At 25.1% G+C, this 15,917-nt stretch carries 16 protein-coding genes, 1 other RNA gene and 1 pseudogene; 17 read left to right on the forward strand and 1 reads right to left on the reverse strand.

The features are described from left to right. The first annotated feature begins 189 nt into the window (after positions 1–189). Positions 190–504: an HU family DNA-binding protein gene (locus tag ACICQF_RS01635; protein ID WP_252320859.1), complete on the forward strand. Its 315-nt coding sequence runs from the start codon at positions 190–192 to the stop codon at positions 502–504. Here the strand turns inward: ACICQF_RS01635 and ACICQF_RS01640 are convergent. Further along, positions 501–962, reverse strand: coding sequence for a Holliday junction resolvase RecU (locus ACICQF_RS01640; protein WP_395473445.1), 462 nt, complete (start codon positions 960–962; stop codon positions 501–503). The genes ACICQF_RS01635 and ACICQF_RS01640 overlap by 4 nt on opposite strands. A 76-nt stretch (positions 963–1,038) precedes the next feature. On the opposite strand from ACICQF_RS01640, the gene ACICQF_RS01645 reads away from it, so the two are divergent. The 16 genes and pseudogenes from ACICQF_RS01645 to pgsA all read left to right on the forward strand — a co-directional run bounded on the left by ACICQF_RS01645 (position 1,039) and on the right by pgsA (position 15,894). Then, positions 1,039–1,356, forward strand: coding sequence for a DivIVA domain-containing protein (locus ACICQF_RS01645; RefSeq protein ID WP_395473446.1), 318 nt, complete (start codon positions 1,039–1,041; stop codon positions 1,354–1,356). Positions 1,357–1,386: 30 nt separating this feature from the next. Beyond that, positions 1,387–1,735: RNase P RNA component class B (gene rnpB, locus ACICQF_RS01650), an RNA gene on the forward strand. A gap of 49 nt (positions 1,736–1,784) precedes the next feature. Then, positions 1,785–1,937, forward strand: coding sequence for a CinA family protein (locus ACICQF_RS01655; RefSeq protein WP_395473447.1), 153 nt, complete (start codon positions 1,785–1,787; stop codon positions 1,935–1,937). After that, positions 1,930–2,199: a CinA family protein gene (locus ACICQF_RS01660; RefSeq protein ID WP_395473448.1), complete on the forward strand. Its 270-nt coding sequence runs from the start codon at positions 1,930–1,932 to the stop codon at positions 2,197–2,199. Before ACICQF_RS01655 ends, ACICQF_RS01660 begins: the two co-directional genes overlap by 8 nt. 100 nt (positions 2,200–2,299) lie before the next feature. Then, positions 2,300–3,100, forward strand: a pseudogene (gene recA, locus ACICQF_RS01665) (recombinase RecA); the annotation flags it as partial. Positions 3,101–3,133: 33 nt separating this feature from the next. Then, a complete protein-coding gene (locus tag ACICQF_RS01670) occupies positions 3,134–3,283 on the forward strand; it encodes a hypothetical protein (RefSeq protein WP_395473689.1) in 150 nt (49 codons plus the stop codon). Positions 3,284–3,437: 154 nt separating this feature from the next. After that, positions 3,438–5,012, forward strand: coding sequence for a ribonuclease Y (gene rny / locus ACICQF_RS01675; RefSeq protein WP_395473449.1), 1,575 nt, complete (start codon positions 3,438–3,440; stop codon positions 5,010–5,012). Between the two features lie 165 nt (positions 5,013–5,177). Next, on the forward strand, positions 5,178–6,533 hold the full coding sequence (gene ffh / locus ACICQF_RS01680) for a signal recognition particle protein (RefSeq protein WP_395473450.1): 1,356 nt from the start codon (positions 5,178–5,180) through the stop codon (positions 6,531–6,533). Positions 6,534–6,864: 331 nt separating this feature from the next. After that, entirely contained in the window at positions 6,865–7,116 is a 252-nt protein-coding gene (locus ACICQF_RS01685) for a hypothetical protein (protein ID WP_174480064.1), read from the forward strand. Next, positions 7,097–9,784, forward strand: coding sequence for an Mbov_0397 family ICE element conjugal transfer ATPase (locus ACICQF_RS01690; protein WP_395473451.1), 2,688 nt, complete (start codon positions 7,097–7,099; stop codon positions 9,782–9,784). Before ACICQF_RS01685 ends, ACICQF_RS01690 begins: the two co-directional genes overlap by 20 nt. A gap of 158 nt (positions 9,785–9,942) precedes the next feature. After that, positions 9,943–10,893, forward strand: a complete 951-nt coding sequence (locus ACICQF_RS01695) for an IS30 family transposase (RefSeq protein ID WP_395473452.1) — start codon at positions 9,943–9,945, stop codon at positions 10,891–10,893. 340 nt (positions 10,894–11,233) lie between these two features. After that, positions 11,234–11,533, forward strand: coding sequence for a hypothetical protein (locus ACICQF_RS01700; protein WP_174480067.1), 300 nt, complete (start codon positions 11,234–11,236; stop codon positions 11,531–11,533). 58 nt (positions 11,534–11,591) lie between these two features. After that, positions 11,592–12,950 (forward strand): Mbov_0396 family ICE element transmembrane protein, encoded by a 1,359-nt coding sequence (locus tag ACICQF_RS01705; RefSeq protein WP_395473453.1) that lies wholly within the window; start codon positions 11,592–11,594, stop codon positions 12,948–12,950. Between the two features lie 34 nt (positions 12,951–12,984). Continuing rightward, positions 12,985–13,113, forward strand: coding sequence for a hypothetical protein (locus tag ACICQF_RS01710; RefSeq protein WP_338959541.1), 129 nt, complete (start codon positions 12,985–12,987; stop codon positions 13,111–13,113). Between the two features lie 45 nt (positions 13,114–13,158). Further along, positions 13,159–15,042 carry a VirD4-like conjugal transfer protein, CD1115 family gene (locus tag ACICQF_RS01715; RefSeq protein ID WP_395473454.1) on the forward strand — a complete coding sequence of 628 codons (1,884 nt, stop codon included), beginning with the start codon at positions 13,159–13,161 and terminating at the stop codon, positions 15,040–15,042. Positions 15,043–15,252: 210 nt separating this feature from the next. Further along, positions 15,253–15,894 (forward strand): CDP-diacylglycerol--glycerol-3-phosphate 3-phosphatidyltransferase, encoded by a 642-nt coding sequence (gene pgsA, locus ACICQF_RS01720; protein WP_395473455.1) that lies wholly within the window; start codon positions 15,253–15,255, stop codon positions 15,892–15,894. Positions 15,895–15,917: the final 23 nt, after the last annotated feature.

Consider the following 15,917-nt stretch of genomic DNA (forward strand, 5'->3'; position numbering starts at 1 on the left):
TATTGTTCAAATAATTTTATCATTTTTTTAGAAAAAAAATACATTTTATGGTTCACTTTATAAAATGTTACTATATAATTTGATTACAGACCAGTAACATTTTTAAATTGGTTTGAAGATAACGTAGTTATAATAATATCTATAATAGACATTATAATTATAATTCTTAAAACATTAGGAGGAAATTTTATGGCAAAAAGTAATTCTAAAACAAAGACAGAAATTATTAAGATAGTGGCGCAAAAGTCTGACGTCACAATTGCCTTAGCGACTAATATTATTGATTTATTTTTTGAAGAGATAAAAGTTGAAGTTGCAAATGGTGGTAAAATTAATATACCAAAATTTGGAATATTTGAAACTATTATTCGTGAAGCAAGAACAGGTCGTAATCCCCAAACTGGTGAATCTATTGTAATTAGTGCTTCTAAAGCACCTAAATTTAAAGCGAGTTCTGAATTTAAAAAACATACTAATCAACAAACAGAAACTTTAGCTTCTTAAATTAAAAATTTTAAAAAATCAAGATAAAATGGATATATAATTTCTAATTTATATCCATTTTGTTCTACTTTTTTATATGTCAGTGCTTTTTTTTGAACTTTTAAAAATTTTAATTTTTCTCAAAAAACTAAAACAAAGGCATTATGTTCTGAAAAATAAATAATAACAAAACTAATAGCATTAAGATAAAAAGCATTTTCTAAGTATTCAAGTTGATGTTTTTTAAAATTATTTCATGGTAATGTTAAAGACTTAGTACTTTTTGCTTCAAAACACAAATATTTACCATGATAAACTCCATGATAATCAACATTACTTTTTTCTTTAAAAATTTTATTGTTTTGATATAAAATTGATGGATTTTGTTTAAAAATTAGTGCTTGTTTTTCATTATTTATAATTTCAATAGTATAATTAATTATAGTTTCAAGAAACATTCCACGGTTAGCATAAAACATTATTTTAATTCCCCCTTACATATAGAATATTACTAACTTTGGAATAGTTTTCCTTTTAATTAAAGGAGGTATAAGTATGAATATTTGTAAAAAGGATATTATAGATAAAGAATTTACTGTTGATTATAAAGGCTATGATTCTAAAGAAGTAGATTTATTTCTTGATTTAGTAGCTACTAATTATGAAATACTAGAAGAATTTGTAAATAAACTAAAAAAGCAAAATACAATTTTAGAAAATAATAATTACAAGTTACTTAAAGAAATTGATGTTTTAAAAACACAAATTTTATTTTTAAAACAAGAAAAACAAAAATTAGAAGAAAAAGGTGTAGAAAATGTTGATATTATTACGAGGTTAAGCAAATTAGAAAGTATTGTACATGAAGAATAAATATGTTATAATTTTTTTCTAAAAGAATAAAAAATGAGCTAATCGCTGCATTAGTATGTAGAGGAAAGTCCACGCTCGCACTTTCTGTGATGAAAGTAATGTTTGTGTTAGAGAAAACAATAACTCTAAGCAGTAATTCTGACGGCTGACAAAAACCTAAGTTTTTTATTAAATAAGGTTCTAGTCTATAAAAGTGTCATAGAGACGAGTTTTAAGGAAACTTAAAAGCTGGAACGAGATAAACCCCACAAGCGAGAAACCCAAATTTAGGTAGGGGCATTGGTTTATTAGAAATGAATAATAAACCGAACTATTGTTTACAATAGTAGATAAATGGTTAGCACTTGCAAGAAGCAAGAACAGAACGTGGCTTATGATTTTTTTTATTCTTTTTTTGTATTGTAAATTATTTGATTGAAGGTTTAAAAATGACTGAACTTTTAGTTTTATTAGATAAATTTAATTTTAGAATTAGTTGTTGTGAAAGTATTACTGGTGGACTTTTTGCTCAAGAGATTACTAGTATTGCTGGTGCTTCTAAATATTTTATTGGTGGTTTTATAACGTATACTAATGAATAAAAAATCAATATTGTTAAAATTAAAAAAAATCATTGAAAAATATGGTGTAATAAGTAAACAATGTGCTATAGAAATGGCTTTAAATACACAAAAAATTTTAAAAACAAATATTGCTATTAGTTTTACTGGAAATGCAGGACCTAATGCTCTAGAAAATAAACCGGTTGGTTTAGTATATGTAGGTATTGTTATCAATGATAATGTTTGATGTGAAGTGTTAAATATTTCAGGTAATATAGAAACGAAATTAGATCAACTATAGTAGCAAAAGCAGTAGTTATTTTAAAAAAAATTTTATTAAGTTTTTAAATTTTAAAAAGGAATTATCTTACAGAGTTATTAATATTTTGTAGGGTGATTTTATGGAAATAAACATTAAAGAAAAAGAGCAATTATTAGAAAAGACCATTAAGCAAATTGAAAAAGAATTTGGCAAAGGTGCTATTATGTTACTAAGTGATATTAGTATTGGCGATATTGAAGTTATTAGTTCAGGAAGTATATTATTAGATGATATTTTAGGTGTTAAAGGTTTTCCAAAAGGTCGTATTATTGAAGTTTATGGACCAGAATCGGCAGGTAAAACTACATTAGCATTAATGGCTTTAGCAGAAGTTCAAAAACAAAATGGTAGAATAGCATTTATAGATGCTGAACATGCATTAGTTCGTCAGTATAGTCAAAAATTAGGTGTTGATATTAGTCGTTTATTAATTACACAACCAGATTCAGGAGAATAAGCATTAGAAATACTAGATATTCTTGTTAAATCAGAAGCTTTAGATATGATTGTTGTTGATTCAGTAGCAGCATTAGTTCCACAAATTGAACTTGATGGTGATATTAATGATCAAACAATTGGTGCTCAAGCGCGATTAATGTCTAAAGCATTACGAAAAATTAGTGGAAGTATCGCAAAAACTAATTGTATTGTTTTATTTATTAATCAAATTCGAGAAAAAGTTGGTATTATATATGGTAATCCTGAAATAACACCCGGAGGAAAAGTATTACGTTTTTATAGTACAATTAGACTAGAAGTACGTAAAGGTGAACAATTAATCAAAAGTAATCAAATAATTGGTCATAAAATAAAAATAAAAGTTGTAAAAAATAAAGTAGCACCACCATTTAAAACAGCAAGTCTTGATTTTTGTTTTGAAGAAGGATTTTCAAAAATTAGTGAAATCATTACAATTGCTGTTGAGAAAGAAGTTATTAATAAATCTGGTGGCTGATACACTTATGAAGATGTAAAATTAGGACAAGGAAAAATAAAAGCAAAAGAAAGTTTAGAAACAAATACTTTTCTTTTAGAACAAATTAAGGAACGAATCAAGTTTTAAAAAAAACATGCTAAAATTAATGTAGGATTATTATCCTACTTATTTGTGTGTAGATATTAAAGAAGAAAAAATATAAAATTTTAATTTTATTTAAGTTTTTGAGTGTAAGGATTCTTTTTCTTGTAGGTGTTTTGCAGCAAGGAGAAAAATATAAATGGAAAAAAATATGTTAGCTATATTATCAAATATAAGTAGTCAACAGTTTGAAATGTGAGTAGGTATATCAATTTTTCTAGCAATGATAGTAGGGATAATTGCTGGATTTCTAATTAGAAAAATGTATTTAAAAATTAAAGAACAACAAAGTTTTACTAATATTTTAAAGAGAGAAAAAGAATCTCAAAAATTAATTCAATCCTCAAGAGCCGATGCAAAAATTGAAATAAGTAAAATGAAAAAAGATTTGTATTTAGAGATTGAATATCGTAAAGAACAAAATTTAGAATATGAGAAACTTTTAAATAAAAGAGAACGCAAATTAAGTGAACGTGAAGAAATAATTGAAACACAAACACAAAATCTTTATCATCAACGTGAAATTGTAAAAAATGTTAAATTAGAATATCATCAAAAAATTGATCAAATTATTATGGAATTAGAAAAAATTTCTGGTATGAGTCGAAATGAAGCAAAAGATGAATTGTTTAGTAAATTAAAAGAAAAATTATCATTAGAATTTAATAAAATTATTAAAAATCATGAATATAATATTAAACTTCAATCTAAAGAGTTAGCCAATAATATTGTTAGTGAAGCAATAGAACGTTATGCAAGTAATTTTATTGTTGATAAGTCAGTATCATATGTTAAGTTACCTAATGAAGAAATGAAAGGCAGAATTATTGGTAAAGAGGGTAGAAATATTAAATCTTTTGAGTTAACAGCAGGTGTAGATATTATCATTGATGATACGCCAGAAACAATTCAAATTTCTTCATTTAATCCGATCAGAAGAGAAATTGCAACTAGAGCTTTAGAAGATTTAGTTAAAGATGGAAGAATTCATCCAATTAGAATTGAAGAAATCTTGAGATTTCATGAGCAGGAATTAAATGAAGGTTTTAAAGTTGATGGTAAAAAAATTATTGATGAGTTAAAATTAACTGGTTTTGAACCAGAGTTAGTATCTTATATTGGAAGATTAAAATATCGTACAAGTTATGGTCAAAATGTTTTATTGCATTCCTTTGAAGTTGCCAAACTTGCAGGAGCAATGGCAGCTGAATTGGGTTTAGATGTTAATATTGCAAAACGTGCTGGTTTATTACATGATATTGGTAAAGCTGCTGATTATGAATTAGAAGGTTCACATGTTTATAATGGTGTTATTTTAGCAAAAAAAAATGGTGAAAGTGATATTATTATTAATGCTATTCATTCTCATCATGGTGATGTTGCAAAAGATAATGTTTATTCTTCTTTAGTTTCAGCTGCTGATACATTATCAGCAGCTAGACCTGGTTCAAGAAATAATTCATTAGAAGAATTTATAACTAGAATTAAAGAAATTGAAGATTTGTGTAAATCTGTTAAAGGCGTAGAAAAAGCATATGCTGTTCAGGCTGGAAGACAAATTAGAGTTATTGTGGATCCTAAAGTTATTAATGATTTTGATGCTCATATATTAGCAAGAAACTTAAAACAAAAATTAGAACAAATGATTACAATACCAGGCGATATTCATATTACTGTTATTCGTGAAGTAAGAGCAACAGAATTAATTAATTAAAAAATTAATTAATTATTTTTTAGAGAACCCTTAGGTTCTCTTTTTAACTTTATAAAATATATAATTTGTTAATTCAAATATTTATTTTTTTATGTTTAATTTATTTTTTCATTATTATTTTAGTGTTAAAATAATATAGTCTTAAAAATAGAGGAGAATATAAATATGAGTTTTGCTGACATTATGTCAAAAAAAGTACAAAAAACATTAGAAAAAAATTTAAGTAAAAAAACTTTAACCATGGAAAATATGGAAGCAACAATTAAAGAATTTAGATTAATTTTGTTAGAGGCTGACGTTAATTTTAGAGTGGTTAAAACTTTAACTAATGAAATTATTAATAAAGCAAAAGGTGAATTTATTAAAGAAGGCTTAGATCAAAAAGAAATGTTAATTAAAATTATTCATGATGAATTAACAAAGATTATGGGTACTAAGAATGTTGAATTAGATTTATCTACTAATCCTACTGTTATTATGATAGTTGGTTTACAAGGTTCTGGTAAAACAACAACAATATCTAAACTAGCAAAGTTGTTAACAGATAAATATCAAAAAAAATGTTTACTAGTTGCAGGAGATATTTATCGTCCAGCTGCTGTTGAACAATTAAAAGTTTTAGGAAAACAATTGAATATTGAAGTTTTTTCCCAAAAAAATGAAACTCCTACTAATATTGTTAAAAATGCTCAAATATATGCTAATAAAAATAAGTTTGATGTAATATTAATTGATACAGCTGGAAGATTACACATTGATGAAAAATTAATGCAAGAACTAGCAGAAATAAGAAAAATTACTTCACCAAAAGAAGTTTTACTTGTTTGTGATGGTATGGCAGGACAAGATATAATTAATGTTGCTATTGAGTTTAATAATACTATTCCTATTACTGGAAGTATAATCACTAAATTAGATGGTACTGCTAAGGGTGGTTCAGCTCTTTCAATTTCTTATTTAACAAAGATTCCTGTTAAGTTCTTAGGAATGGGTGAAAAGGTAACTGATTTAGAGGTTTTTTATCCAGAAAGAATGGCAGAACGTATTTTAGGAATGGGTGATCTTACTACATTAATGGAGAAGGCCGAAAGTATAGTTTCAACTCGTGATGTTGAAGAAACTATGAATAGAATGATGTTAGGTCAATTTGATTTGAATGACCTTGTTAATCAAATGAAGCAAATTCAAAAAATTGGTAAATTGGGCTCACTTGTAAAAATGATTCCTGGTATGTCTGCTAAAATTAGTGATGCTAAAATTAGTGATGCTGAAACTGATTTAAAAATAGCAGAATATATTATTGCTTCAACAACTGCTCAAGAACGTGAAAAGCCACAAATTTTACGTTATCCAACTAGAAAAGCAAGAGTATTAAAAGGCTCAGGTCGTTCAGAAAAAGAATTAAATAAAGTGCTAAACCAATTTGAAAAAACTAAAAAAGTTATGGATCAAATTGCTGGTCAGATTAAAAAAGGAGAAATGCCAAATATTCCAGGATTAGATAAGTTAATAAAAAGTTAGAAAAATAAAAAAAATTTGTTATTTTTTGTTAATTTGTTAAAATTTATTTAATTCAAGAAATGTATAAAACTTTGATTTCTTGAGTTTTTATAGATATTATTTTATTAAAATTTTTTTAAATTTTCTTCTTTGCTTTTAAAAATTTAATTTATTTTTTAAAGTAAAACTAGATTTTAAAAAGAAAATAGTGTTTAAATAGTGGGTTATTTTAAATTAAAAATATAGCAAAAATTTATTTTTTCTTTTTCAGTTGCTTAATAATATTTAGGGAACAAGATAACTTTGAATTGTGTTTAGTAAACAAATTAAATTCAGTTAGGAGACAATGATTATGAAAGATACGTATACATCTGTTCGATTAGCTCAAAAGCCACAAAATTCTTTTGCTTGCTATCGATGTGGTAGAGTAATTTTGATAGCTGATTACTTAGAAGGAATAAATATTCAAGTTAATTGCAGCCGTTGTGGCTTTAAGAAGCGTGTTAATAGTATAAAGATAGAGAAAATAAACAGTAAACCAAATTCAGCGCTAAATTCTAATGAAATTTCAAAAGAAAAGATAAATGAAATTTTTAATTCCTAAAACTATTAAATTTGTAAAATTACAAATTTGGAGAAGTGTTGGTTTAATTGATTTATTAATTATTTTAATGGTAGTTGGATTTGCTTCAATTATTATTTTATTATTGCAAATTGATATTATTTTTAAAATATTAGCTGTTATTTTAGTTGGTTGTGCTACTATTCCGCTTACTTTTTATTGACAGCCAAGAAAAAAAGGATGAGAAATTATTTTATTATGATTTAAATTTCATAGTAAAAATCGTTATTATAAATCTGAAAAAAATTCACAAATATTAGTACCATTTAAAAAAATTATTAGTAAGAATGTGATGCAATTAAATGTGAAAAATACAAATTATACTAGAGCTTTATTATTGGAGGGTTTTAATATTACATTATTATCTAATGAAGAAGCCTCAAATAAAATTAAAGATTTAGCTGCAGCTTTTAAAATTATTAATATTTCTATGTCTTTAATAAAGATTGATATGCCTTTAGATATAACTGCACAAACTAATTTTTATAAAGAACAACTCGAAAAAATTGATTTAGAAAATATTAGTGAAAAAGCAAAATTAGCAAGAAAATTTCAAATGATATCAGCAATTAATGCTAATAATGAAATTCAAAATCAAAATGAAATGACGCAACCATTTTTTTACTTATTTTTTTATTCATCAAATCAAGAAAAATTAAAAGAAGAAGTAAATGCTTTTAAAAATTATATCAGTCGTAGTGGTGTTAAAGCTAGTGATATTAATTGTTTTGAAATGATGGTTGTTTATAGTAAATTAATAAATTCTAATGAAAATACTTCGTTAGAAGAAATGTTTACTACAAAAAAAGAAGAAACTGTTAAAAGTAAAGATTTAACTAATGATTTAGCGATTAAAGAATTATTAGTTCATAAGAATAATTTAGAATTTGCTAATTGTTTTCAAACTGTTTATAACATATATGATTATCCATTTGAAGTTTCAGCAGTCTGATTAGCAAATTTAGTAAATATTCCGAATACTAGTTTAATCTTTACTTTTAATAGTATCAGTGAAGAAAGTGCTAAAAAACAATTGAATAAAGCTATGCAAAATTTAGCAACTTTAAATTTTATGACAAAATCATTATCAGAACGAAGAGATTATGATTATCATTATCAATCATTAAATGAATTATTAGATCAAATTGCTGGTGGTGGTGAAAAAATATTTAATACTAATATGTATTTATTAATTAATGGTGCTGATCGTAAGCAACTTAAGCAAAATATTAGTACTGCCGAATACGAAATAAAAAACAATAATATGAAGTTTGATAAATTATATTATCGTCAATTAGAAGCTTTTTTATCAGTAATGCCAGATAGTGCTGATTGATTTAAAGAAACAGGTCACGAAATGCCATGTTTAACAATAGGTGCTAGTTTTCCTTTTTTAAATCAAGAATTAAATGATAAACAAGGACTGTTTCTTGGATTTAATGAAAGTGGTAATAAAGTATTTTTTGATCAAAGAACTAAAAGTAGTACTCGTAAAAATCATAATCAATTAATTATTGGTACTAGTGGTTCAGGAAAATCTTATACTTCTAAAAAAGAAGTAAATTATCAAATTATGCTTGGTCATAAAGTAATTGTTATTGATCCTGAACGTGAATATCGCGATTTATGTAATTATCATGATGGAAGTTGAATTGATGTTGGTGACGGTTCTTCTGGCAATATTAATCCATTTCAAATTACATTGGCACTGAGTGATGATAATACTAATGATAATAATACTCGTGATATTTTAGCACCACATATGCAATTCTTAGAACAATTTTTAAACGTTGCTACTGGTGGATTAACGAGAAATGAATCAAGTTTATTAATGATTTATGTAAATTTAATGTATGAAAAATTTGGTATTACTTCTCGAACAAAAATTCATTTATTAAAACCAAATCAATTTCCAATTTTTCAAGATTTATATGATATTATTGAATCTGATATGGTTAAAGAAGAAGAGATTAGAAGTAAAAATGAATTAAAAAATTTACTAATTATATTATCAAGATTTGCAACTGGTGGTACTGATGCTAATTTATGAAATGCTCATACTAATATTAATAGCAGTAGTTTATTACAAGTTTATGATTTATATACTTTAACGCAATCAGGGAATAAACGTTTAGTTAACGCTCAAATGTTTTTAATTTTGAAATATATTGAAAATGAAGTACGAAAAAATAAAAATGATAATGAAATTAATAATAAACAACAATGAATTTCAATTACTATTGATGAAGCCCATTTACTTATTGATAAAGAATTTCCAGCAGCATTATTATTTATGTATCAAATTGTTAAGAGAATTCGTAAGTATACAGGTATGATAAATATTATTACACAAAATATTAACGATTTTCTTGGTTCTGAAGAAATTAAAAAATATACTACTGCTATTATTAACTCAAGTCAATATTTAAAAGTATTAAACTTACAACCTCATGATTTAGCGGCATTAAATGAATTGTATTCTTCATATGGTGGCATTTCTGCTAATGAAACTGATTTTATTGCTCGTGCTAAAGTTGGTGAATGTCTTTTTGCTATTTCTAGTTTATATCGTATGTGTTTAAATATTAATGTTAGTGATGCTGAAACACAAGCAATTAAAAATATAAAAAATAAAGAAATTGAAAATTAGTATATTTTTTATACATTATCGATTTCATCAATAATTGTTAATTTATTTTAAATTGCTGAATTATACTTGTAAGTGCAAGTAAATAAAATTGCAAAAAATTCTCATATGAAAATTTCATAATGCTAAATTTAGTTTAGAAAAAAGTCAGGAGTTTTTATATGAATTATAAACATCTTGGCATAGATGAAAGGATTTATATTGAGAATCAATTGAAATTTAAATTTAAAATTAGTGAAATAGCTAAAAATCTTAATCGAAGTATTAGTACTATTATTCGAGAAATTAATAGAAATAAAGATAATAATCATTATTTTTCATTAATTGCACAAAATAAAGCTGAAAATCGAAAACAATCACATATTAGTTTTCATAAGTTTAAAAATAAGAATTTAGTAAAATATGTACAACAAAAATTACTATTAGGTTGATCACCTGAACCAATTTATGGCAGAATTAAAAATTTTCATAAACAATGAGTTATTAGTTTTAAAACAATTTATAATTGAATTTATTTGGGTTTTCTTGATAAAGTTACTAGTAAAAATTTAAGAAGAAAAGGTAAAAAACGAAAATCTAAAGAAAATCGTGGCAAGTTTAATGGTAAATCAATTAAAGAACGAGATATAAATGTTAATGATCGTATAACACTTGGTCATTGGGAAGGAGATACTATAGTATCATCAAGAGGCAAAAGCAAATCATGTTTAATAACTTTAGTTGAAAGAGTATCACGATTTACTTTAGCAATATTAGTTAAAAACAGAACTACTAAAGTTATTAATAAAAATGTCAGTTATTATTTATCAATTCTTCCTAAAAACATTGTTAAAACTATTAATTTTGATCATGGCAAAGAATTTTCAAATTGACAACAACTTGAAAAAAATTTAGATGTAAAAATTTATTTTGCCAATCCATATTCACCTTGACAAAGAGGTACTAATGAAAATACTAATGTTTTAATTAGAGAAAAATTTCCTAAAAAATTTATTTTTTCAAAAACTAATAAAAATGAAGTTCATAAATTTATATTGTCTTTAAATCAAAGACCGAGAAAAATATTAAATTATCTTTCACCAATCGAATATTTGGATAGAAAAATAATTTAGTTGCACTTACCTTTACAATTTAGCAATTAAATATAAAGATACTTTCATATTAATAAAACTTATAAGTTTTATTAATATGATTTTATTTAAATAAAAAATTTTATAAAACAATAAAAAATAAGTTGATAAAATTGAAAATTTTTATTTACTTTATTTTAAAACCAACTATAATTAAAGTGTATCAACATTATTTATAACATATGAATTTGACTGTAAGTCCTAATTTATCTCTTTAAGGAGTAAAATAGGGCTTATTATATTATTAGATAAATTCATGCTTTATAAACAATTTTGATTAGTAAATAATTTTATTTTTTTATTATTTAAGGAGGAAAAACTTATGATTTTTAATTATCTATCAGATGGACCTGATATAAATAAAATCATTGATGTAGCAAAACCTTATGTTTCGGCAGTTGCAGGATTGCTAATTGCTGCTTTAATTGCATTTAGTGTTTTTAAAATAATTATATTGGCAAAAGATTTAGCGGCCGCTGGTGATGATCCACAACGTAGAAGTGAGATTAAAAAAGCGTTTATGTATACATTAATTGCACCAATTATTGGCATTACTGCATCAGCAATAATAATTGCTCTTGTGCAAGCTTTTGGTGGTAATCCAAATATTCTTCCTAGCTAACTAAAGAAAGTTATATATTAACTTAATATTAAGTTATGAAGAGAAAAGAGATGAAAATATGGATTGACTAACAGATATTATACTAGGAGCTTTATTATTTATACCTTGACTTATTTTCATTCAAGGACCATTATATTTAATTGATATTTTATTGAGATCACCTAATCATGGTCATGGCGGCATATTTGATTATTTAACAACTGATGCGATAACTAATTTAGTTTTTGGAGATTTTACTAAAGATCCACTTAATAGTAAAAATTTACCAGTATTTTTTTCAGCATTAGCAATTGTTTCAATTGGCGTAATACTTATTATGTTTATTATGCAATTAATTATTATTCAATTTACTGAAACACATACAATTAGAGAAAAATTAGGTAAAGCTATAAAAAATACATTTTTAGCTTTTTTAGTAATTGTTTTCATTCCATTTTTTATGAGTACTATAAATTATTTAATAACAGGATTATTGGCAGTTTTACAAATTACAGCTTTAGGAAAAAATGCTAGTTTAGCTGATTTATTATGAGGTATTGGTGCTCCGGATGCTAATGCTGCTCAGCATGATCCTGGTGTTTATTCAATGCCACCTATTTCTCAATTAAAACATTGAAACTTTATTCTTGAAATTATTGCGGTGTGATTTACTTTATATGTATTATTTGTTGCATCAATGACATTGGTTGAAAGAATTATTGATTTATTACTTTTATTTTCAATATCACCAATTGTTGCTTCTATGATGCCTGTTGATCAAGGAAAAAGATTGGGTGTTTGAAAAGAAATGGTAATAGGTAAGTTTATTATTGGTCCAGGAACGATGTTACCTATTTATATCTTTCTTCAAATATTACCAAAGGCAATATTAGATATTACTAATAATACTAATTTTAGTTGACTTGAAAAACAAGTTTTATATACGTTATTTTGTACAGCTGGTGCTATTAGTTGTTTAAGAACTCAAAAAATTATTAATCACTTAGTAACACAAAACTTAGGTGTACAAAGTGCTATTGATTCTAATGGAGCAGCTATTGCTGGAAATATTATGGGTAAAGCTCGGACTTTTGCTAGCCTTGCAGCAGGTGGTGCTGGTGCATTAAAACTTGGGAAACAAATTGCATTTGGTGGTGCTAAAAATGGAAGAAATCATGATGGTAGTCAAAAGAAAGCAAATGGACTATTAAAAAATGGTATAACAGGTTATTTAGGTAAAGGTACTAAAGGAGTTGCTAAAGGAATTGGTAAATTTCAAAATTCTCATGATCAAGGTACTAAATGACAAGATACAAAAAATAATTTAAAAAGCCCTTTTGTTGGATTAAATAATATGGCTAAGGGTGCTTTTGTTGAACATTTTGTAAATTTAAATAACACTAGAAAGAATGCAAGAAGAGGAGATCCTGATGAATAAAAAAGTAAAATATTAAAATCTTGGAGAAATAATCATGAAATTTAAAAAAACAAAAAATGAATTTAAAAAGAAAAAAAGTTATCATTGAAGACGTAATGTAACTATTGGTATTTTATTATTAATAATATCAGGTATTGCTGGTGTTATTTCCCAATATGGGTAAAATATAAATTATTATAAAATATATAAAAAATAAAGGAACATAAAAATGAAATTTATTCGTCAAAAAAAATGAGTACTACCAGCAGTAATTATAATTGTTATACCCTTTTTAGTATTAATAAATACTTTATTAGTTTATGCTTTAGTCTTTGTTCGTAACATGTTTTCTCATAGTGGAGATAATCAACAACCATTTACACTTAAATTTTTAATACAGGATGTTATTAATTATTGATTAATATTTTTAATTCTATTTCTTATTGAATTTTCAGTTTTATTATCTTACTTTATGATTCATAAATATAAAATTTATTGTGAAAATCATAATAAAAGTCGCTTTTTACGTGATTCAAAAAATAAAGTGTATGGATCTGCTGCTTGATTAACACCCACTGAAATTGCTAATACCTTTCCTTTATCAAAAACTGTTGAAAATGATTACGGTATTGTTGTTCAAACAACAAAGACTAAAATTGGTGGTATCCAATTTAATATTAAGTCTGATGCTCATAATATTGTAATTGGGGGAACAGGAAGTGGTAAAACTCAAAAATTAGTTATTCCAACTATATATTTAAATGCCCAATCGAAAATTAAACCATCAATGGTTATTACTGACCCAAAAGGAGAATTATTTCAAAATCATTCTAAAATATTAAAAGATAATGGTTACGATGTTTATCTTATTAATTTACGTGATACATCAGTATCTAATTCATGAAATCCTTTTGTTAAAGTATATGATTTTTATGTAGAATCAATGCGTTTAAAAAAAGAAAATAATCCTTTAAATGAATCAATTACTTATGAATCAATGGCATTATCATGAATTAATGATATTATTGAAGCTTTATTTCCTGAATCAGATCCAAAACAAAAATTTTGAAATCAATCAGCGATGCAAGTTGTTAAATCAATTATGTTATTTATGCTAGAACAACTTGAAGATCAACCTGATGTTCCTTTAAAATACTTTAGTATGTCAAATGCTGCTATTGTTGCTACTAATCGTCAACGATATGTTGAAATTCTAAAAAAAATGCCAACTCATAGTTTAGCTCGTCAAATTGGTTTAGGTGCATTAGAAGGTGCTGAAGAAACTGCGGGATCAATTAGTCAAATGGTTGCTAATGGATTACGTTTATTTACTGATCCAGTGACGCGAAATATTAGTTGTAGTAATGATATAAATTTAGATGAAATTGTAAAAAAACCAAGTGCTGTTTTCTTAGTTGTTCCTGATGAAAGTAATGAACGTAATGCTTTTGTATCAATGTTTATTGCACAGTTATATAAAAATACAATTCGTTATGCAAGTACTTTACCTGATATTAAATTACCACGTCCTTTATACTTTTTATTTGATGAGTTTGGTAATATACCAACGATTGCTAGTATGGCACAAATGATTACTGTTGCACGAAGTCGTAATATTTTTTTCATGATGATTATGCAAGATTTACAACAATTAACACAAAAATATGGTAAAGAAACAGCAGAAACTATTTTTAATAACTGTATTTTGCATACTTTTTTGCAAACTATGGATTTACAAACCGCTAATAAATATTCAGATATGTTCGGTGAAAAAACAATTATTAATTATAGCCATTCTGGTAATAAAGATAAAAAAGCTGATAATATTAATTCATCATTACAAGGTAAAAAATTAATTACAGGTAGTGAGTTAATGAAATTAGATTTTGATACTGCTGTTATTTTTTTAGCAAAACATAATCCAGCAAAAACACGTTTAATTCCGTTTTATGAATGAGGAAGTAAACCGGCAGGACAAGCAACTGTTACAAATGCTTCACGTTTAATTGATTTTAATAAAGATTATTATTTAAGTTATATTGGTTTATTCTATTATATTGAGAAAAGAAAAAATCCACAAGCTGCTGCCGAAAGAGAAAAATCAGAAAAATAAAAAACAAACAATAGTTAAGAAATTGTATATAAAAGAATATTTATTTTAATATATAAATGTATATTATTGATAGATATAGAAAATAACGATATACTTATTTCATGAATAGATCAAAAATATAAGTTTTACTTTTTATAAATTATGCTAAAAAAGGTAAGTACATAATAATGTTAAATATTATAAATAAACTTATATGAAAGGATTTTAAATATGAATGTTCCCAATATTATTTCTTTAATAAGATTAATATTAGTCCCAATTATTGTTAGTTTAATGATTATTAGTCCAATAGATAATGATAATTTTTATCATCTTTGAATAACAAGTATTAATATTAATAGTTATAGTTTACCGATTAGTTGGTTAATAGCAGCAATTTTATTTATTATTGCTGCCATTAGTGATTTTATTGATGGATGATGAGCAAGAAAATTTAATCAGGTAACAACTTTTGGTAAATTTTTTGATTCAATTGCAGATAAACTTTTAACTAATGGTGTTTTAATTGTAATGGCATGTGCTACTATAATTCCGGTTTGAATGGTAATTATTTTGGTATTACGTGATTTTATTATTGATGTAGTTCGTCAAATTTTGGCTACTAAAGGTACAGTAATGGCTGCTGATAAATATGGTAGAATAAAGGCAGCATTACAAATGTTAGGAATTACAATTTTATTTTTTATTAATTGACGATTTTTAAATGGTAGTGTTAATGGTCATAGTAATAATGATCAATATGGTTTAATTAATCAATTAGTAATGATACCAATGTACGTTGCTACAGTATTAAGTATTTTTAGTGCTTATAATTATATTAGTTCAAATAGTAAAAAAATGTTTAATATCTAAAAATAAAAGGAGTATTAATATAA

This window comes from Spiroplasma endosymbiont of Nomada rufipes (assembly GCF_964277355.1).
In the GTDB taxonomy this organism is placed as follows: Bacteria; Bacillota_I; Bacilli_A; order Mycoplasmatales; family VBWQ01; genus Spiroplasma_E.